General features: G+C 59.0%; 15 protein-coding genes and 1 other RNA gene. 2 read left to right on the forward strand and 14 right to left on the reverse strand.

What is annotated here, in order from left to right; all coding sequences use genetic code 11:
- Window positions 1–1,164 (forward strand): IS3 family transposase gene (locus AB5Y54_RS17160; RefSeq protein WP_368153775.1). Its coding sequence is split into 2 segments (ribosomal slippage), with 1,165 coding nucleotides annotated over them: window positions 1–278 and window positions 278–1,164; the frame shifts between segments, so codons are not numbered across the junction. This gene is flagged as partial in the annotation.
- Between the two features lie 530 nt (window positions 1,165–1,694).
- Here AB5Y54_RS17160 and AB5Y54_RS17165 read toward each other — a convergent pair.
- From AB5Y54_RS17165 to AB5Y54_RS17180, 4 genes are all read right to left on the reverse strand, one after another.
- The gene (locus AB5Y54_RS17165) at window positions 1,695–2,006 is read right to left on the reverse strand and encodes a hypothetical protein (RefSeq protein ID WP_368154068.1); all 312 of its coding nucleotides are present in this window, start codon (window positions 2,004–2,006) and stop codon (window positions 1,695–1,697) included.
- Window positions 2,007–2,015: 9 nt separating this feature from the next.
- A complete protein-coding gene (locus AB5Y54_RS17170) occupies window positions 2,016–3,452 on the reverse strand; it encodes a UvrD-helicase domain-containing protein (RefSeq protein ID WP_368154069.1) in 1,437 nt (478 codons plus the stop codon).
- Window positions 3,445–5,151 carry an ATP-dependent endonuclease gene (locus AB5Y54_RS17175; RefSeq protein WP_368154070.1) on the reverse strand — a complete coding sequence of 569 codons (1,707 nt, stop codon included), beginning with the start codon at window positions 5,149–5,151 and terminating at the stop codon, window positions 3,445–3,447. The genes AB5Y54_RS17170 and AB5Y54_RS17175 overlap by 8 nt, the downstream gene beginning before the upstream one ends.
- A 78-nt stretch (window positions 5,152–5,229) precedes the next feature.
- Window positions 5,230–6,186, reverse strand: coding sequence for a DUF5655 domain-containing protein (locus tag AB5Y54_RS17180; RefSeq protein WP_368154071.1), 957 nt, complete (start codon window positions 6,184–6,186; stop codon window positions 5,230–5,232).
- 500 nt (window positions 6,187–6,686) lie between these two features.
- Between AB5Y54_RS17180 and AB5Y54_RS17185 the strand changes: the two genes are divergently transcribed.
- Window positions 6,687–9,368 carry a phage/plasmid primase, P4 family gene (locus AB5Y54_RS17185; RefSeq protein WP_368154072.1) on the forward strand — a complete coding sequence of 894 codons (2,682 nt, stop codon included), beginning with the start codon at window positions 6,687–6,689 and terminating at the stop codon, window positions 9,366–9,368.
- Window positions 9,369–9,564: 196 nt separating this feature from the next.
- Here AB5Y54_RS17185 and AB5Y54_RS17190 read toward each other — a convergent pair whose 3' ends face one another.
- From AB5Y54_RS17190 to AB5Y54_RS17235, 10 genes are all read right to left on the reverse strand, one after another.
- The gene (locus AB5Y54_RS17190) at window positions 9,565–10,704 is read right to left on the reverse strand and encodes a tyrosine-type recombinase/integrase (RefSeq protein WP_368154073.1); all 1,140 of its coding nucleotides are present in this window, start codon (window positions 10,702–10,704) and stop codon (window positions 9,565–9,567) included.
- Between the two features lie 84 nt (window positions 10,705–10,788).
- Window positions 10,789–10,885, reverse strand: an RNA gene (gene ffs / locus AB5Y54_RS17195) — signal recognition particle sRNA small type.
- Window positions 10,886–10,987: 102 nt separating this feature from the next.
- On the reverse strand, window positions 10,988–11,776 hold the full coding sequence (locus tag AB5Y54_RS17200; RefSeq protein ID WP_041215242.1) for a sulfite exporter TauE/SafE family protein: 789 nt from the start codon (window positions 11,774–11,776) through the stop codon (window positions 10,988–10,990).
- Between the two features lie 91 nt (window positions 11,777–11,867).
- Entirely contained in the window at window positions 11,868–13,304 is a 1,437-nt protein-coding gene (arcD, locus tag AB5Y54_RS17205) for an arginine-ornithine antiporter (RefSeq protein WP_010674600.1), read from the reverse strand.
- A 368-nt stretch (window positions 13,305–13,672) separates the two neighbouring features.
- Window positions 13,673–14,434: an SDR family oxidoreductase gene (locus tag AB5Y54_RS17210; RefSeq protein WP_368154074.1), complete on the reverse strand. Its 762-nt coding sequence runs from the start codon at window positions 14,432–14,434 to the stop codon at window positions 13,673–13,675.
- 71 nt (window positions 14,435–14,505) lie between these two features.
- Complete coding sequence (gene mmsB / locus AB5Y54_RS17215) at window positions 14,506–15,426, reverse strand: 3-hydroxyisobutyrate dehydrogenase (protein WP_319903961.1); 921 nt, start codon at window positions 15,424–15,426, stop codon at window positions 14,506–14,508.
- A gap of 27 nt (window positions 15,427–15,453) precedes the next feature.
- Complete coding sequence (locus AB5Y54_RS17220) at window positions 15,454–16,554, reverse strand: enoyl-CoA hydratase/isomerase family protein (RefSeq protein ID WP_319903959.1); 1,101 nt, start codon at window positions 16,552–16,554, stop codon at window positions 15,454–15,456.
- Between the two features lie 78 nt (window positions 16,555–16,632).
- Window positions 16,633–17,424, reverse strand: a complete 792-nt coding sequence (locus AB5Y54_RS17225) for an enoyl-CoA hydratase (protein WP_069784716.1) — start codon at window positions 17,422–17,424, stop codon at window positions 16,633–16,635.
- Between the two features lie 109 nt (window positions 17,425–17,533).
- Window positions 17,534–18,691: an acyl-CoA dehydrogenase family protein gene (locus tag AB5Y54_RS17230; protein WP_319903957.1), complete on the reverse strand. Its 1,158-nt coding sequence runs from the start codon at window positions 18,689–18,691 to the stop codon at window positions 17,534–17,536.
- 81 nt (window positions 18,692–18,772) lie between these two features.
- Window positions 18,773–20,284 carry a CoA-acylating methylmalonate-semialdehyde dehydrogenase gene (locus tag AB5Y54_RS17235; RefSeq protein WP_319903955.1) on the reverse strand — a complete coding sequence of 504 codons (1,512 nt, stop codon included), beginning with the start codon at window positions 20,282–20,284 and terminating at the stop codon, window positions 18,773–18,775.
- Between the last annotated feature and the right edge of the window lie 63 nt (window positions 20,285–20,347).

Here is a 20,347-nt window from a genome sequence, read left to right on the forward strand (position 1 = left end):
GACTCCACAAGAAAAGATCGCCATCGTGCAGCAGACCTTTGAGCCCGGGATGACCGTCTCTCATGTTGCTCGCTTGCACGACGTCAACGCAAACCAGCTTTTCAAATGGCGTAAGCAATTCCAAGAAGGGTCTCTCACGGCGATCACCGCCGGTGAGGATGTTGTTCCTGCTTCCGAGTTGGCTGCTGCCATCAAGCAGATCCGAGAGCTTCAGCGTCTGCTCGGGAAGAAGACCATGGAGAACGAGATCCTCAAAGAAGCCGTGGAGTATGGTCGAGCAAAAAAATGGATTGCGCATGCGCCCTTGTTGCCGGGGGACGACGATTAAGTGCTGTGAGCCAGGCTCTTAATGTATCGCGTGCGCAGCTATCCGTTCGTGTTCATCGAAAACCGGGTTGGCAAGATGGTCGTCATCATCGCCAGCGTGATGATGCAGCCTTACTTGGCCGTATCATGGAGGCGATGGCAGAGCTTCCCTCCTATGGCTATCGCCGGGTCTGGGCGCTGTTACGGCGTCAGTCTGAGGCAACAGAACAACCTGTGGTAAACGCTAAGCGGGTATATCGCGTCATGCGCGAACATGGCTTGCTGCTGGAAAGAAAACCAGCTGCACCATTGGCCCAGCAGGCACATAAGGGGCGTGTTGCCGTCAAGGAGAGCAATCGACGGTGGTGCTCAGATGGCTTCGAGTTTCGCTGCGATAACGGTGAAAAACTACGTGTCACGTTCGCCATGGATTGCTGCGATAGGGAAGCGTTGGACTGGGCGGCCAGTACTGGGGGTTACGATAGTGACACTGTGCAAGATGTCATGCTGAGGTCTGTCGAACATCGCTTTGGGGATTCGTTGCCGGCATCACCGGTGGAGTGGCTGACTGATAATGGCTCGGCGTATCGAGCCCATGAGACCCGCGCGTTTGCACGAGAAATCGGGTTGGAGCCCAGAACGACAGCAGTGAGAAGCCCACAGAGTAACGGTATAGCGGAGAGCTTCGTGAAGACGATGAAGCGAGACTATATCGAGATGATGCCAAAACCGGATAGCCGAACAGCGGTAGGCAATTTGGCTATCGCGTTTGAGCATTATAACGAGCACCACCCGCACAGCGCCTTGGGATACCGTTCACCACGGGAATTTCTGCGCAGTCGGGTATCACAACCCTAAGCGGGAAAAGTGTCTGGACCTATGGGGTCAAATCCACAGACACAACCAGTCTGCACAACAGGTGAGAGCTTCACCCCGAACTTCATCCAGCGCTATGACGGCACCTTCAGCCGAGCTGATGGCGAGTACCTCTGTCACTCCCTGTCAGAGATGATGAATCTTTTCGGTTTCGAAGCAGATGATCTGCATACTCTGCCCCCGGCAAATGCCAAAGAGCTATCAGGATACGTATGGCGCCCACTGCGAAATCCGCAAAGCTAATATCTGCTGATTTTGGATCTGGCCCTTTTGCCCGCCATCAAAAGCAAAGGGGCCATATAGGATGTGAAATCTGCTGAAATTTCATCTAGTTATAGAACTTTTTCTGTATGGAATCTCGTAGGAAAAGTTCTTAAATCTGCCAAAATTTCAGCAGATCGGCAGACCTCCTCGACCTACCTAGCCCTAGGATGGTGTTCTCACTTCCTTTGCTCGGTCTCGTTGCCCGCTGAAGGAGCACGTCAGCCCTAACATGCACCTCCAGCAAACGCCTACTGGCTCTGTGTCCGTAATGACTGATGACCAGCCATCCCCTCGAGCAACAAGTCCAGCAGCATATTCTGCAATGCCCTGGCTTTATCGGGGTGAGAGAGGTACGTCAGCGACATGCCCTGCTGGGTTTCCATTCGTCCGATGACGGCTTCATCCACCGCATTCGGGAAATCGCCATGCAGAATCGATTCCCGTGGGTTATTGCGGACCTGTTCCATCAGGGGGCCGTTTTCACTCAGCTTGGTCACCATCCCCTGCACCCAGTCGAGCTTGTCCCCATCAGTCACTTCCAGACCAAACAGATCGTTCACTGCCTCTCATCACTTCCTCGGCAAGTATCTACCTGTCCCTATGATGGTGAGGGACTTCGACCCACGAGTTATCGCAACATACAGATGCTTTGCATCAAGTGCATCAGCATCCAAGATGACCGCATGATCGTATTCCAACCCTTTGACCAACAGCGTTGTTCCGATGAGTTTTCGATGGCTGAGAGGCCGTCCCGCATGCCTCATCTCGCTCTGGTAAATTTTTGCCACCTCCGAAAGAGTTGTTCCTTTTTCACCGTCAATGTGCATCCTCAACACGTTGAGAAGACGATACAATAGGTCACGACGATAAGCCGATATATCTGGGTTGGCCTTCAACGCCAGGAAGAATGATTTAAGGTGGCTGCTTGTTGGTTTTTTCAGATAATCATTCGCCGCATGCAAAACCAAGGGGTATTTGGTCCCTTTACTTTGTTTCGCAACTTCGCCTCGTTTGGTGCCAGCTGTCAATACACCGCTCACACCAGTGAAGCATTTCTTTGCAAACTCTAACGCAAGAAGGAATCCAGCCGGCACGGTCTTCGCAGATTCAAACTTCTTGAGGAACGAGTGAAGTTCTTTGCCTTCAACTTCTTCAATGGAGGAAAATCGACCACCCATGGTTCTGGCTAATAGGTGAGTCTTGTTCTTAGACTGCGGGTCCCCACCATGCAAAGCAATCACGCTATCGTTGTGATTCAGCTGGTCACAAAGAGACGAATACTGCTTTGAAGCGAGATATTCAGGATCCGTGCAAACCCTAATCACACTAGGTGGCAGCTTGCCAAGCAGGTCTATCTTCTGGCCCTGCTCTATTTTCTTTCGTGCCTCTTTCAGCCAAGCACCAAGTTCCGATGCTCCCGCTTTCACCCAACGCCAAGGGATTTCCAATTGCCCCAAACAGTCAAAAGTGGGGTAGACGCTCGCATCCCAGTCCACAGGCTTGCCTTCGTCAAAGTCAAAGATGGCCTGCATGGGATCGCCCAAGATCCGGCAGGGCAAGAACTCAGCCAAGGAGCAGACCAGCGAGTGCTGCGAATCAGAGCAGTCTTGGTACTCGTCTACATAGACGCCAGCGTAGGTGGCTGCTACGACGCGGCGAATGAACTTCATCTTCAGCAAACCAGAACAGCACCCATAGAGCATGTTCCATTGTTTGCTGATCGGATTTTCCGTCTCCCACCCCGAAGTCTTGGGATAAGCCAAGCAAAGCCGCAGTGACCAGCTTGCAATCGTATCCACCTGATATTTGGAGACAGGGACACCAAGGGCTGTCAACTTGGTTTTGATCGAATTCACACCCGCAAAGGTGTGGGTCAAGATAAGCTGCCTGCCGCCAGAGGCACGCACTGCCAACGCGATGAGATGTGTCTTTCCGTAGCCTGCAGGTGCGATCACATACCCTTTGGTTGTGCAATCGTTGAGCTTGATTGCCAGTTCCTCAGACATGCTCTACCCACGCCCAAAGCTTGCTGAGTTCAAGCGCAAGATTTTTTTTGATGAATGCTGCGTCCCCGAAGGCAGTGCTTATGGCCTTGAACCATAAGTCGCCTCTCGTCGTGTCCTTAAACCAACCAGCTTTCTTCGCAGCAACACCAATGGCAGTTCGCAGCTTGGGCGAGTCTTTCCATAGACTAGTATCAGTGTTCAGATCCTCACGGAATTCAGCTCGAGTCTGATCATATACAGGGTAACCGAGCGTTTCTCGAGCGAGGTTTAAACTGTCCAACACATTAGCCCACGGCAGATCTAAGAAAGCCCGCTCCTCCAGTGAAAGTTTGTCACTCCATACCCTGACCTGAATTCCTAATTCAACAAGTTCTATCTCATCGGCTGGAGAAAACTGCTTCTCAGCGTCACCATCAGCAAGCACCGACACATCATAGCAGAGCGATTTGAAAGCTTTCGCAAGCGCCTTCACCTTGCTAGCACCCTTTGCATCTACTAACGCTACGCCGTGGAATGAAAACGGGTCCTTTTGATTCTCCAACTGATAGTCGTCAAAACCCCTTAAGAAGCCGACCTCTGTAGCACCTTCGCACACCACTACTTTCTTAGCGAGAAATGCTTCTGTGCTTGACCTAATTTTCCCCTGCATCTCATGCTCTTCAAGGCCTTCCTTGGCAGCAGAAATGATCTGGACCACTCCATCCTTGTTGTGAACGATGTGAAGCTCTTTCACCGTAAGTTCCCGCAACACGATAGGAGAGTGAGTCGTGAGAAAGTACTGCCCGCGTTTGTCATCTCTTACATGCTTGATTAGGCGAGTGATCCGATGCGGCTCCAAACCAAATTCCACCTCATCAAACAAGGTGATATGACCTTCTTCTAGGCCCACCGTCTGAATGCCACACAGCAGCATTCGCCTAGACCCAAGGCCCAACTGACGCAGCGGCATGTCACCGTCATGTAACGCCAGTCCGCCCACCTTTAGGTTTATGGAGGCTAGATCGAGGTGAGCCTTGTAGGTATCTCGCACGGGGACACCCAACGACTTAGCTAACTCCTGTGACTTTGCCGCAGCAGCGTCAAAATTCTTAAGAGTGATAGGCCGATCAACATCAAGTGATGTTCTGGCAGTTCTTGAGGCGTTTGCTAGCAGCTCATTCAAACTTTGTGTTTCTGTCACTTTGGCCAATGCAGTTCCAGTTGCCCAAGAAAGTTGTCTTTCACTGTATGCACCTATGAGACCCACACTGACTTTATTTCTGTCGGCTTGCTTGAACGGAATGCCTTCTGGACTGCGGTCGCAGACCACCATCCACTTTGGCTCCAAATCCTTCTCAACCGTGAGACGCACGGTTAATACGTTCTCCTGTTGATCATCCGGCTCATCCGTTAGCTTGAGTGCTGCAGCGTCCCAGCCACGGAGGTAATTACCGTACTTGTTGAGCGAACAGAATTCTTCAACCAGTTCGCCAATCGTCACTTCAATGACAATAGAGTTCTCAACCTTGCTTTGATAGAAGTCCGAGTCACTAAGGGTGAGATTCCATTGGGGATAGAATGCATATCGTATTGATTCCAATATGGTTGATTTGGAAGAGTCACCTTTTCCTATAAGGCAGAAGATATCGCCCACCGGAAGGTTCCAATCAAGACTCGCTATCCCGCGAAAGTTCTTGATTTTTAATTTTCTAATTTTCACTGGGTAACATCCTTAAGAACTTGCTTTGTAAGGTTGGGCGAACTACTGAGCTGGCACTGTGACCCCTACCACTCTTTATCAGTTCTCTTGGTAAGATCGCTCAATCAAATGGATAACCTTCTCCCAGTCCTGCTGGTGGCGTATGGTCAGCTCCAGATCACCGGTTCCCCAGTGGCCCTTGTTGCGGGCATCGACAATCCTCCCCTCCACTAGCTCGACGGTATCTGGGTCGAGATTGAGGTAGAGCTTGAGGTGAGGGTTCTGCTGGGTGGAGGCAATCACCACGCAAACAAAGTTGCGAATCTTCTTGAAGGCCGTATAGAGCTTGAGCTCCTTACGTTGCACCTCATCACCCAGCGCCTCAATAAAATCGCACACTGACTCGTGTAGGGTACGCAGCGAAGGACTGGCGGCAGCCAGACGTTCAGCATTGGTACGGACATGGCCATTGGAGGCTTGGACTGATTCACTCACAGGTATCGGTGGTGGCAGGCCAAGCTCTGTCGGGGTGGAGGGTTTATTGATCTGGCTGGTCACCGCATTGACCAACTCCAGCATCAGCAGATCGCTGCTAAACAGCTTGTAGCGGATCAGTTCTACATTGCGGTTGATCTGCTGCACTGCGTGCAGGTCATAGCGGGTGAAGTCACCGGCAATGCAGAGCAGGCGGGTGCCTGACCACTCGATGCCGTCGGCCACCTCTTTCCCCAGCGTCTCCATCACCAGCCAACGGAACTCGGCCTGGTGGTCGAGCAACCAATCGAGATAGAAAAGGCCCTGATTGATGACGTTTTCATTGCTGTAACGCTTGTACTCGATGATCACTGGGCAGCCATTCTCGTCGATCCCGAGGGAATCGATCCGCCCTTTGTGAGTCTTGCCGGTAGTGTATTCGCTGGCCAAGAAGCGAACGCCAAGGAAGGCCGCCATCTGCTGCTCGATCAGATCCTGTAGCTGCTTCTCCACCACAGCGGCCTTGCCTTCCAATTCACTCACCCCCTGTTGTCCATATCGAAACAGCTTGATATCGCTCATGCAGCCACCCCGTAAGTGGTTAGCATCCAGCTTCGTAGCCGGTCAGTGAGCAACCAGTCTTGACTGGCAAGTGAGGAAATGTCGGTGATCATGCGATGCTCTCAATACAGCACAGGGCTTGGGTCTAACAAAATGAGAGCCTATCATGAAACATCGCCCCCAAGTGTGATCCTGGCTGAAATCCAAACCTCTCACCAACGTTATGATTGGCAAAGAGAATTCGATCATATTCGCATTAGAATATTTCATGATTAGCCGTTTTTGCGTTGTTCACAACGAAAACGCGAAATGGGACCTTGGAGATGAAAAAAGAGGGGTTGTATTGCTTCTGCCGATCCGTATAGTCGGGGTTGTCGGCGGGCAGACGCCCCCGCACATCGCACCTTGGCTCACGCCATAAGCCCTCGGGGGGCGCCAATTACCCGACCTGATTACCGCCGCTTGGAACACACACAACCTAATTTTAGTTCCACAGCAGCGGTCATCGAAGGAGAGACACCATGTCTCAAACCCAACAAGTTGACCTTGAATTTGCCCTGGCCGATGCAGGCCACTCCCTGACTATCGACTTTGCTGCTGTCAAAGAGCAGTTCCCCATTATGGATGTCGCCTCGGCCCTGACCGGGCAAGACGTCAAGAAAGTCGGCTCCAACACCTACCGACTGGATGATGCCAGTTGCCCACTGTGCGGTCATAACGATTGCTTTACCCTCTATCCTGACGACGACAACTTCCATTGTTTCAGTTGCGAGGAAAGAGGCGACGTGTTCGATCTGATCGTCAAGTGCGGTCAAGCCGACAAGGCATCTGATGCTGCTCGTCTGCTCCTGCTGGGAGAACTGGCAGTCACCCCGACCATTCGCAAGGTGGTGAAGCTGGAACAGCCTGTCTACACGGCCCCACCTGCTCGTCTGCAAGAGCTCTTCAATCTCGCCGCTCGTCACTACCAAGCTCGCCTGGATGTAGAGGAGTTGATGGAGCTGCGTGGCCACTCTGAGGATGTGTTGGTGGGGCTGGATATCGGCTTCTCAGGTGGCCTGAACAAGGTGCTGAAGGATGCAGGATTCAGCCAAGAGGAGCGACTGGCCTCCGGTCTGGTCAAGACCAGCCAGGAGAGCCCTGACCTCCTGCGTGACTTCTTCCCTAGTGGTGTCTATGTGTTCCCGCACTTCGACCGCAACGGACAAGTCAGCCGCTTCACTTTCAAGGACCCGAGCAAGCAGCACCAATACCAACTGCCGAGCGCCTGTTGGCTTAACGGGGTGCAGTTCTACGGAGAAGAGAGCCTGAATGCCCCCGGCCCTGTCGCCTTAGTAGAGGGGGAGAATGACCGCCTGTCGCTGGTGGATGCCGGTTGGCCGGGCCCTGTGCTGGCTACCATTGGCACGCTGTCGCAGACCCAGTTGGCGTGGCTGGGGCGTGTGCTGGCTGACCGTGACGTCGTGACCTTCTTCGACACTGACGAAGCTGGCGACAAGTACCGCTCCAAGGTGGTCCAACTCGGTCTCAAGCTGACCCAAGTCAAGCTGCCGGAAAGTGTGAAGGACATCGACGAATACCTGCATGGCGACAACCCCTTGCCTCTGACCGAGCTGGTGGCGGCATTCACCCTGGTTGAGCCTGTGGCCGAAACCGAAGCCGAAGCCGAAGCCGAAGCCGAAGCCGAAGCCGAAGCCGAAGCCGAAGCCGAAGCCGAAGCCGTTCAGGACGATGATCAGCAGCCGGAAGTCGTCAAGGTCCTGCCACGTACAGCCATCTTTGAAAACGAGCTCAACGATTCGGCCAACGCCGAACGGTTCGTGCAGATGCACGGGCATAACCTGAAGTTCGTCCCTGAGTTAGGTGGCTTTATCTACTTCGATGGTACGCACTGGACCCAGAATGACTTGACGCCCATGATCCTTGCTCAAACCGTGGGCAAAGAGATCCAGGAAATCGGACAGATGTTGATCAAGCAGGCGTGCAAGAAAGAGGAGCTGTCTTGGGCCTATGCCGTGCTCAGACACGGCTCAAGCAGCCTTAACCGGGCAGGCATTCAGAACATGCTGGAACTAGCCAAGCCGATGATGACGGCAAGACTGCACGAGCTAAACGTCAATCCGATGCTGTTGGGCACGGCGAATGGTGTCATCGACCTGAAGTCGGGTCGCCTGTTGGCACCGAGACGGGCATTCATGATTACCCACCATAGCCCGGTGGCCTATGACCCAGCCGCTGTCTGCCCGCGATGGGAGCAGTTCATCAGCGAGATCACCTGTGACGATGCCGAGTATGCCGCCTTCCTGCAACGTTGTGTGGGCTACTGGATCACCGGCCGCACCGATGAACAACTCCTGTTCTTCCTCTACGGAGGCGGTTGCAACGGCAAGAGTACCTTCATGTCGGTCATTCAGCAGTTGCTGGGAGAGTTCAGTCGGCAGATCAGCAGTAACGTCTTGCTGTTCAACCGCAACGGCAATACCGGTCCGAACCCGTCCCTGACCAAGCTGGTGGATGCACGCCTCGTGGTCGCCAACGAGCTGCCAGAGGGCTCTCGCATGGATGAGAACTTGGTGAAGGCCATGACAGGGGATGACGTGATTGTCGCTCGTGCTCCCTACGCCAAGAAGGAGATGGAGTTCCACCCATCCTTCTCTCTGGTGATGGTGGGTAACCACAAGCCCGAGATCCGCGATACCAGCAATGGTATGTGGCGTCGGATGTTGATGCTGCCCTTCAATGCCTCCTTCACGAAGGCACAGCTGGACCCAATGCTGATGGAGAAGCTACGGGCCGAGATGCCCGGCATTCTGAACTGGGCCATCCAAGGCTGCCAGATGTGGCAAGAGCAGAGACTCAAGGCATCGATTCCTGCTCGCCTCAAGCAGGATGTCGAGACCTACCGTGCCGAGTCGGATATGGTCGGCTGCTTCCTGGAAGAGTGTACACAGACAAGAGCAGGGGCCAAAGTGCCCATGAGCGAGGTCTACGCAGTCTACAGCCGCTGGGCACAGCAGAACGGTGAATGGGCCATGAAGCAGTTGGCCCTCAAGAAGAAGCTGATTGAGAAGGGCTTTGCTGTCCCCCGCTATAACAGCAAGGCAACCGTCATCGGGTTGACCCTGCTCGATAGCGAGATGGCGGACATGACTGTCTCAACCCACCGAGAGCAGCCGGAGACAGGAGCGAACTACACAGTATGACGAATGGGGGGCCTGCGGGCCCCTCTGCCGTTTTTGACTTTCCCGTTTTGCCCGCCAACAAAGGAAAAGGGTCCAAGCCAAGCAGTTAATCTGCTGAAATTTCAGCTATTTATAGAACTTTTTCTGTATGAGGCTTCGTAGAAAAAGTTCTTAAAAATGCCAAAATTTCAGCTTCTCGACAGACCCACTCTTCCCTTTATCCGGCATCAGCAAAGGATGAGAGGGCCGCCTCTATCACCTCATGGAGCTTATCCAGCGAGACATCCCCTCCGTATCGGTCATAGCTGATCGCCCCGTTGGTGTGACCCAAGATCGCCGCCGCATACTGCAATGGCACACCGTGATCTTTGAGGGCTGTCCCCACGGTATGCCGCAGGCTGTGGAAATCCTTGTCGACGGGGCGATGGCGGCTAAACCACTGCCCCCACAAGTGGCTGTATCCATCCTGGCGATGTGGCAGTTCAGGGAAGAGGCGTCCCCCTATCTTCCCCTTCACAAACTCGATGAAACCGTTCTGGAGGAGGTGTCGATGGAGAGGAACGAGACGAGCACTGTTGGCCGTCTTGAGTTTCTGGTCTGGCCGTTCACTGCGAATATTCAGGCACCATATACCGTCAACCTGTTGCACATCATCGGCATAGAGCTGGCAGATCTCGTTGGCTCGAGCCCCGGTGAACAGCCCCAGCAGAGCAATCCACCTGCGGTGGGGCTCCTGCTGCTTAGTCCACCCGATAAACTTGCGACGTTCTTCCGCTGTGTACCCACTTCGTGAGTTCACCTCCTTGGCTCGCTGCAGCTTCAATCCGGCGAAGTGGTTGACGACCCCCTCCTGATGGTTAGCCAGCCAGTTAAACAGCAGGGAGAGCTTCTGGAGATATTTGTTGATAGTGGTCGGGCTCTTACCGGAGTTCAGCAGGTCCTCCTTGAACTTGACCACATCCGCTTTCGCATAGTCAGCAGCCGGTCTATCCCCCAGCGCCTTGATGAAGCAGCCGATGTAGTTCTTCTGGTTGCTGAGCTCTTTCGGTGCCCAGGAGAGGGCCTTCTCTTTCAGATAGCGGTCACTCAAGACCGACAACAGCGGAGCAAGCGGTTTGGCCGCCGGAACAGCAGGCTTGATATTCGGCTGAGGTTGAGGGTTCTCTGGCTCGCTTGTGGGTTGCACAACTGGCTTAGCTCTGGAACGCACACAGGCAAGCAGTTTCGCAACAGCTGCACGGGCCGTCAGCTTGTCTCGGGTATGCAGGGATTTTTTGATCTCTTTACGACGACCACAGGGGAGCGTGGTGACTTTCCGGTAATACCAGATGCCGTGGGGACTGAGCCAGAGATTCATCGATGAGCTCCTTGTCGTCCACACAAAGTGGATGACCAAGGGCGTTAGGAAGCTAACTTATTGAATGGCAGAAACAGGTGGTGGCCCTACCAGCCACATCCCGGCACTCGAGTCCCCCGCCTTGGCTGCTACCTTCCGGTCCTGACCAGGTCGACGGGTTATCAATGCGAGAGGACCAATAGGACCACCGACGAGGAGAATAGGCAAACTGGCCCCTCAATGCAATGGCTTTCTACCGCATCGCGAGCCGTTCGCCTTATTTTTCAACAATCTGGCCAAGGGTTCAGCTAAAGAGCATGAATTTGGCACCCACCAGCAACATGAGCAGGGCAAAGGCCTGCTTGAGCCGCCGGGGTGACATTCGGTGTGCCAGTCTGGCGCCCAGACGGGCAAACTGGGTGCTGGTGAGCACGATGCCAAGCAGGGCCGGCAGATAGATGAATCCGACGCTCCACTCGGGCAGATCGACGTCTCCCCAACCGGCATAGAGGTAGCTGAGGCTGCCTGCCAGGGCGATGGGCATGCTGCAGGCGGCGGAGGCGGCCACGGCGTTGCGCATGGGCACCGAATTCCAGGTGAGGTAAGGCACGGTCAGCGAGCCGCCACCGATGCCGAACAAGGCCGACATCCAGCCGATGACGATGCCGGCGATCCCGGTACCAAGGGGGCCCGGCATGTGTCGCTCCGCTTTTGGCCTCAGATTGAGCCCCATCTGCAGGGCCATGGTCCAGGCGAAGCAGCCGATGATGATGTTGAGGGTGCTGGCGCTGAGCAGGTTGGCGGTCATGCCGCCGAGCCAGGCACCGACCAGCATGCCGGCGCCCAGGCGCCGTATCATCCCCCAGTCTACCGCTCCTGCCTCCTGGTGCGCACGCAGGGAGCTGAAACCGGTGAAGATCATGGTGGGCAGCGAGGTGCCGAGGGCCAGATGGGTGATGATCTCCGGCGCCACGCCCTGTGCGTGAAAACTCAGGACCAGCACGGGGACGATGATGAGGCCGCCGCCGATACCGAACAGCCCGGCCAGCATGCCCGCGAAGGCGCCCAACACCAGATAGCCCACAAACAGCATAAACATTCCTTCAATAACGAAACAGCGGTCAACTTGACCGCCATTATCCATAAAAAAGAGATGGCATCTTGCCATCTCTTTATTGTGCCGATTAATGCAGGGGAATGGTACCGTCCATCACCTTGTAGAACGCCAGCACGGCGCAACCGAGCAGGGCTGCCGTCATCCCCTGCTCCAGCCGGTTGAGGCTGCGCAGGCCGTGGTGCTGGCGCGCCTTCCAGTAGATGAAGATCCCCGGGCTGTAGAGCAGCGCCACCAGCAAGAGGTACTCCACTCCGGCGGCATAGACCAGCCAGCAGCCATAGACGGTGGCCACCAGGGCCAGCAGCAGGTCGCGCTTGCGCTGATGGGGCTGGCCCGCGTAGGTCTCCCCTTTCAACGCCAGCTTGAGGCCGTAAGCACCGGAGAAGACATAGGGCACCAGGGCAGCCGAGGTGGCGATGTTCACCAACGCCAGATAGGTGCTGTTCTGGAAGTAGATGATGATGAGGAAGATCTGCACCAGGCAGGTGGAGCACCAGAGCGACACCTTGGGGGAGCCGTTCTTGTTCTCCTTGGCGAACCAGGCCGGGAAGACACCGGTCTTGCCCGCGATGTAGGGCACTTCCGCCGCCAGCACGGTCCAGCTCAGCAGGGCCCCCATCACCGAGATCACCAGGCCGATGTTGATGAGCCAGGCGCCCCAGGGGCCGACCACGGCTTCCAGGATCATGGCGGTGGAGGGGTTCTTGAGGGCCGCCAGTTGCGGCTGGTTCATGACCCCCAGGGAGAACAGGGTCACCATGACGTAGAGCGCCAGGGCGCCGAGCAGCGCCAGCACGGTGGCGCGGCCCACGTCCTTGCGATGGCGGGCACGGGCGGAGACCACCACGGCCCCCTCGATGCCGATGAAGACCCAGAGGGTCACCTTCATGGTGGACTTGACCTGATCCATCACGGAGCCGAGCTCGGGACTCCCCTGCCCCCAGAGATCCAGGGTGAAGGTCTCCATGTTGAAAGCGAGCAGGATGGCTACGCAGAAGACGATGAGGGGCACCATCTTGGCGATGGTGGTGACGATGTTCACCAGCGCCGCCACCTGGATGCCGCGCAGCACCAGGGCATGCACCGACCAGATGAGCAGGGAGGCGAGCGTGATGGCGACCGGAGTATTGCCGTCACCGAAGATGACATTGTCCGGCGTGTCGAAGAAGTAGCTCAGCGCACTGAACACCACGATGGCGTAGGAGACGTTGGCCAGCAGCTGGCACAGCCAGTAACCCCAGGCGGCGTTGAAGCCGACGAAATCCCCGAACCCGGCCTTGGCGTAGCTGAAGATGCCGCCATCGAGATCCGGTCGACGCATGGAGAGATTCTGGTAGACCAGGGCGAGGCAGATCATGCCGATCCCCGTGATGGCCCATCCCAGGGCGACGGCCCCGGCACTGGCGTGCGCTGCGATGTTTTGCGGCAGACTGAAAACCCCGGCACCGACCATGGAGCCGATCACCAGCGAAATGAGGGCACCCAGCCCCAGTTTCTTGTCCATCTCAAACCTGTTTTATTAGGCGGCGGCTGAGCATCCGTATTCATACAGCGCGCGACATGGGAGGGGCTAGAAATCCGTACCCCGTGAAAAAGGCGGCAACTATATTGCATGACTATTCCGGCCGCAATCCCTCTTGCCGTCAATCATGAGCCGCCTTGACCGCGCGCAATTTTACAGCACTGACCCGGGGTGCCTGTGAGCTGGTTCAAATTAAGAAAGACCCGTTGATATTTCACGACTTTTCATGATGCCGCCCCGCTTTTCAAAAGCCGGACCTGCATGGCTATGCACCCTTGCTCTGGGGCCTTTCCCCTGTAAAAACGCCCCTGCAGGAGGGGCGTCAGAGAGGGTATATGCAGGGGGGGGGACTAGAGCCTCAAGCCGCCGTCCAGCTCGATCATCCGCCCCGACAGATAGTCGTTGGCAAGGATGAACTGCACCGTCTGGGCCAGCTGCGCCGCCTGCCCCAGGGTGCCCACCGGGATGGCCTGCTGCATGCGGGCCATGGCTTCGGGTTTCATCGCCGCCGTCATGTCGGTGGCAAAGACGCCGGGGGCGATGCCCATCACCCGGATGCCGTGACGGGCCAGCTCCTTCCCCCAGGTGACCACCAGAGAGGCCACCCCCGCCTTGCTGGCGGCATAGTTGCTCTGGCCCATGTTGCCGGCCCGGGCGATGGAGGAGATGTTGATGATGACGCCACCCTCCCCGCCGATGGCCATCAGCGCCGCCCCCTCGCGCCCGCACAGGAAGGTGCCGGTGAGGTTGACGTCGATGACGCTCTGCCACTGGGCAAGGCTCATCTTCTCCGTCAGAGCCCCCTCCTTCACCTTGATCAGCATGCCGTCGCGCAGGATGCCGGCACAGTTGACGAGGCCGTGCAGGGCACCGAACTGATCCTTGATGGCGGCGAAGGTCGCCTCGACCTCTGGCTCGCTTGCCACGTTGCAGACGAACAGGGCGCAGCGGCCGTCACGGCTGCGCACTTCCGCCTCGGTCACCTCCAGCTCGGTGCGGTTGACGTCGATGAGGGCAAGCACGGCCCCCTGCTCCGCCAGACTCAGAGCGATAGCGCGGCCCAGCCCCCTGCCCGCCCCCGTGATGGCGATGACTTTCCGTGTGATATCCATAAATGCTCCTGGTGAGATGGCCGGTGACTGTCGAGTCAAAGACTATCGGGTAAATAGGTAGATAGCGGCCCTTAACCCGGCGCTGTCTTGTCCCGATAGAGCTCGAGGATGCTGGAAAAATCCTTGTTCTCCTGGCCCTGGCTCCCGTGCAGGTTGAAGAGGTTGCGGGCCAGGGCCCCCATGGGCACGGCGCTGTGGGCATGTTCCGCCAACGCCATGGCGAGCCCCAAATCCTTGACCATCAGCCGGGTCATAAAGCCCCCTGTATACCCACGCGACGCCGGCACATTTTCCATCACCCCGGGCCAGGGGTTGTAGCGCTCCAAGCTCCAGTTGTTGCCCGAACTCTTGCCCATGATGGTGGAGAGCACGGCGGGATCCAGCCCCTCCTTGACCCCGAGCGCCAGCGCCTCGGCGGTGCCCGCCATGTGGATGGCGAGCAGCATGTTGTTGCACATCTTGGCGATCTGGCCGGCGCCGAGGGCCCCGGCGTGAAACAGGTTCTGCCCCATGCAGGCGAGCACGGGTCTGGCCGCTTCAAAATCCGCTTGTTCGCCGCCGACGATGAAAGTGAGCGTGCCCGCCGCCGCGCCGGCCACGCCCCCTGAGACGGGGGCATCGAGAAAACGGATGCCGCGCGCCTTCGCCGCCGCCCCCACCTGACGGGCCGAGGCCACGTCTATGGTGGAGCAGTCGATGACCAGGGCGCCGGGCGACAGGGCCGCCAGCAGATCCTGGCCGCCCCGCTCACCGACACACTCCCCCAGCCAGAGGCTGCGCACGTGCTCGCCCGCCGGCAGCATGCTGATGACCAGCTCGCAGCCGCTCACCGCTTCCCGGGCATTCCCGGCGGCAATACAGCCAGCCCCAATGGCCCGGCTCAGGCTCTCGGGCACCAGATCAAACACCTGCACCCTGTGCCCCGCCCTGGCCAGGTTGGCGGCCATGGGCCCCCCCATGTTGCCAAGCCCGATAAACCCAATCCTTGTCATGGTGTGCTCCTTGTGTGTGATCCCGCGTCAGCGGGGGCGCAAGGGGTTGTCACCCTCGGGCCAGCGATAGAAGGCATCCAGCCAGGCCTCACCCGTCTGCGGGGCCTGCCAGCGGGGGGATTTGTCCTTGTCGATGAGCAGAGCCCGCACCCCTTCCACGAAGTCCCCTCTGAGCACGCAATTGACCGAGAGGGTCAGCTCGTCGGCAAACACCTCGGCCAGGGACTGGCGCCGTGCCTGCCAGAACTGGCGCCAGAGAATGGCGCGGCTGATAGGGCTGCCGCGAAGGCAGGTCTCCCGCCCCAGAGTCAGCGCCGGTTCGTCCAGCTCGGCGTCCTCGAGGCGTGCCAGCACCCCTTGCAGAGAGCGGCCAGCCAACAGCGCATCGATGCGGGCCTGGTGGGGCAGCAGTACGGGAGGCGGCAATGCCTGACCAGGGGCCTCCTGCAAATCGGTGAGCAGCGCCTCGATCTGCTCGCAGGGGTCGCCTGCGGACCAGTCGAGGGCGGCGAGGCGCGCTGGCAGCTCCATCCGCTCGCGGCTCCCCATGGCATGATCCGCGAGCCCCAGGCCGATGGCATCCGCCCCGTTGAAGCGGGCCCCGGTGAGGCCGAGCCAGAGCCCGAGCCGCCCCGGCATGCGGCTCAAAAACCAGCTGGCCCCCACATCCGGATAGAGGCCTATGGTCACCTCCGGCATGGCGAACAGGCTCTTTTCGGTCACCACCCGAAAACCGGCCCCGGCAAAGAGACCGATGCCGCCCCCCATGCAGATGCCGTCCGCCACGCAGACAAGGGGCTTGCCGTAGCAGTGGATGTGGTGATCGAGCCGGTACTCCTGCAGAAAGAAATCGCGGGCATAGCCAAACAGTGCCGACTCGTTCCCCTCCTGCTTGCGGTAATAAAAGGAGCGGATGTCGCCACCGGCGCAAAACGCCTTCTCGCCGGCCCCTTGCAGCAGCACGCAGACGATGGCCGGATCCTGCTCCCAGCGGGTCAACGCAGTCTGCAACAACTGGATCATCTCAAGGCTCAGGGCGTTGAGGGAGGCGGGGCTGTCCAGAGTCAGCATGCCGATGCGGCGGCCATCCGCCGTGGGGCGGGTCTCGATGCGCACGGGCTCACTCATGGTCGGCCCCCGCAGACCGGGTATCTGCCCCTGCGACATGGCGGGTCGCCATCATTACCTCATTCATCCTTCACTCCCTCACTCTTTCGGTTTGAATTGGTCGTAACGCCAGCGCGGGGCCCGCTTCTCCAGGAAGGCCGCCACCCCTTCGCGCTGGTTGGCATCGTCAAACAGGGCGAGAAAGAGGCTGCGCTCGAGCGGCAGCGCCGCGTCCCTGTGGGTGCTTCGCCCCTGATTGATGAGCTGTTTGCAAGCACGCAGGGCGCTCGGGCTCTGGCGCTCCACCAGCTGGGCCATCTGCTGCGCCGCCTCCCAGGCGTGCCCCTCGGTCACCACCTCCTCCACCAGCCCCATCTCGTAGGCCAGGGTGGCGCTCACCTTCTCGCCGCAGAGGATCATCCGCTTGGCCCAGCCCGGCCCCACCAGTTCGGTGAGGCGCTGGGTGCCGCCGGCGCAGGGCAGCAAGCCCACCGAGGCCTCCGGCAACCCCAGCTTGGCCTGCTGCTCGGCGATGCGGATGTCGCAGGCCAGCGCGACTTCGAGCCCCCCTCCCATGGCATAGCCGTTGATGGCGGCGATGCTGACCCCGTGAAAGCGGGCCAGCGCCTCGAAGGCGTGACCAAAGGCCTCGGCCACCTCGCGGGCATGCGCCAGGCTGCCGTCGGCGAACATCTTGAGATCGGCGCCGGCGCAGAAGAATTTCTCTCCGGCTCCGCGGATCACCAGGGCTACCACGTCGGGGCGACCATCCAGCTCCACCATCATCTGCAAGAAGGCTTTCAGGCTGGCGAGCGTCCAGGTGTTGGCGGGTGGGTGATCGAGGGTGATGTAGGCCACGTGGCCGTGATATTCGAGCCTGATCCTTGTCATTGCGTTGTCCTTGTCAAAAAAACTGCCCCATGATGACAGGGTTGAATGGAGCCAACCTGCACCTGGCTCACAAAGCATGAGGACGCGCCGACTGCGTCCTCAGAGCAGGCTACTCCAGCGACAGGCCGGGGTCGGCCAGCAGGTGGCGGGCGATGATGAGCCGCATCACTTCATTCGTCCCTTCCAGAATGCGGTGCACCCGGGTGTCGCGCAGATAGCGCTCAAGCGGATACTCGCGGATATAACCATAGCCGCCAAAGAGTTGCAGGGCGTCGTCGCAAATGCGGTGACCCACATCGGTGGCAAAACGCTTGGCCATGGCGCACCAGGCACTCTTGTCCGGGCTGCCCTCATCGAGTTTGGCGGCCGCCTGGCGCACCAGCAGGCGGGCGGCGGCCAGCTCGGTGGCCATGTCGGCCAGGCGAAACTGCACGCTCTGGAATTCGCTGATCGGGTGTCCAAATTGCTGGCGCTGCTGCACATGGGCCAGTGCATCGTTGAGAGCCTGCTGGGCGGTGCCCAGCGAACAGCTGGCGATGTTGATGCGCCCCCCATCGAGCGCCTGCATGGCGAACTTGAACCCTTCCCCCTCCTCCCCCAGCCGGAAGCGAGCGGGAATGCGCACGGCATTGAAGTTCACCTCCCGGGTCGGCTGGCTGTTCCAGCCCATCTTTTCCTCCGCCTTGCCGTAGCTCACGCCGGGGGTCTGGGCCGGTACCATGAAGGCGGAGATCCCCTTGGCCCCCTCGCCACCGGTGCGGGCCATCACCACCAGCACGTCGGTGCTGCCGGCGCCCGAGATGAACACCTTGCTGCCATCGAGGAGGTAATCCGCGCCATCGCGCACGGCGCGGGTCTTGAGGGCCGCGGCGTCGGAGCCCGCCCCCGGCTCGGTGAGGCAGTAGGATCCCAGCAGCTCGCCGCTGGCGAGCCTCGGTACCCACTCCTCGGCCACCTCGGCAGGCAGCCAGCTGCCCAGCATCCAGCTCACCATGTTGTGGATGGTGAGATAGGCGGTGGTGGAGGTGCAGCCCATGGCGAGGCGCTCGAAGATGAGGCTGGCATCGAGCCGGTTCAGGCCCAGACCGTCATACTGCTCCGGGGTATAGAGGCCACACAGGCCCAGCGCCGCCGCCTGCTTGATGGTGGGGATGGGGAACTCGTGCTCCCTGTCCCAGCGCGCGGCATGGGGTTTGAGCGCCAGATCGGCGAAGGCGCCGGCCGACTCGACACAGGCCCGTTGGGATTCGGTCAGGGTAAAATCCATCTTGTTCGCTTCCTTTGTACTTGTTCCGTCGATCCGTTGCTGTCAATGGGGGCACCCGGGCAAAGTGGGCAACCCCTGCCGTCAGCGCAGCTGAATGGTCATATTGGGGCCGCTGGGAATGTCTTCGTCGAACCAGCGTTCGGTGACCGTCTTGGTCTCGGTATAAAAACGCACCGCCTGCTTGCCGTAGGCATGCAGATCCCCGTAGAAGGAGCCACGCCAGCCGGTAAAGGAGAAGAACGGCAGCGGCACCGGGATGGGCACGTTGATCCCCACCTGGCCCACCGCCACCTCGTGGCGGAACTTGCGAGCGGCGGCGCCACAGCCGGTGAAGAGGGAGGTGCCGTTGCCATAGGGGTTGGCGTTGATGAGGGCAAGCGCCTCATCCAGGCTCCCCACCTCGAGGCAGGCCAGCACGGGCCCGAAGATCTCCTCCTTGTAGATGCGCATCTCGGGGGTCACGCCGCGAAACAGGGTCGGCCCCACCCAGTTGCCCACCGGGTAGCCGGGTACGTCGCAAAAACGGCCGTCCAAGAGGCACTCGGCTCCCTCGGCAATCCCTGCCTCGATAAGCCCCTCCACCCTGACTTTCGCCTCCGGGCTGATGAGGGGGCCATACGCCGCCTCGGGGTCGTGCCAGACGCCGGGTTTCACCTTGGCGAACTCGGCGGCGAGCTCGGGAATCCACTCCCTGGCGCTCCCCACGAACACCGCCACGCTGATGGCCATGCAGCGCTGACCGGCGGCGCCGACCCCGGCTCCCACCAGGTTGCTGAGCACCTGCGCCTTGTTGGCATCCGGCATGATCACCATGTGGTTCTTGGCGCCGACAAAGCACTGAGCCCGCTTGAGCTGGTCGGTGGCGGTGCGATAGACATGGGCCCCGACCCGGGCCGAGCCCACGAAACTGACTGCCTTGACATCGGGATGGGCCAGCAGCGCATCCACCTGCTCGGCGCCGCCATGCACCACCGACAGAATGCCCCTGGGGGCCCCCGCCTCGGTAAACAGCTCGGCCAGGCGCATGGGGGTGAGAGGATCCTGCTCGGAGGGCTTGAGCACGAAGCCGTTGCCGCAGGCCACCGCCAGCGGGAACATCCACAGCGGGATCATGGCCGGGAAGTTGAAGGGAGTGATGCCGACGCAGACCCCGAGGGGCTGCACCCAGGAGTGGCCATCCACCCGGCGCGCCACGTTGCCCATGGTCTCCCCCAGGGTCTGGCTGGCGATGGAGCAGGCCTGCTCCACCACCTCGATGCCGCGCCACACATCCCCCTTGGCATCCGCCAGGTTCTTGCCGGTTTCCTGGGCCAGCAGGGTCGCCAGCTCGTCGTGATGCATTTTCAACAGATGCTGGTAGTTGAACATCACCCGGGCCCGCTCGGGGGCCGGCACCTCCCGCCACAGCAGATAGGCGTCGTGGGCGGTACGTACCGCGTGCTCGATCTCGGCCGGGGTAGCCTTAGGCACCCGCGCCAGCAGATGCTGGTCCGCCGGGTCGGTCACCTCTATCCACTCCTCGCTTGCGGACGGACACGCCTCGCCACCGATGTAGAGCGGCAGATCCCCGTACTGGGTGTGATGCTGGCTCATGCCCCCCTCCTAGCCCGTGGGCAGGCGATGGCAGGCCACCCTGGGCCGGCCACATCCATGTTG

The sequence above is a fragment of the Aeromonas sp. s9 genome, from assembly GCF_040907765.1.
Taxonomy (GTDB): domain Bacteria; phylum Pseudomonadota; class Gammaproteobacteria; order Enterobacterales; family Aeromonadaceae; genus Aeromonas; species Aeromonas caviae.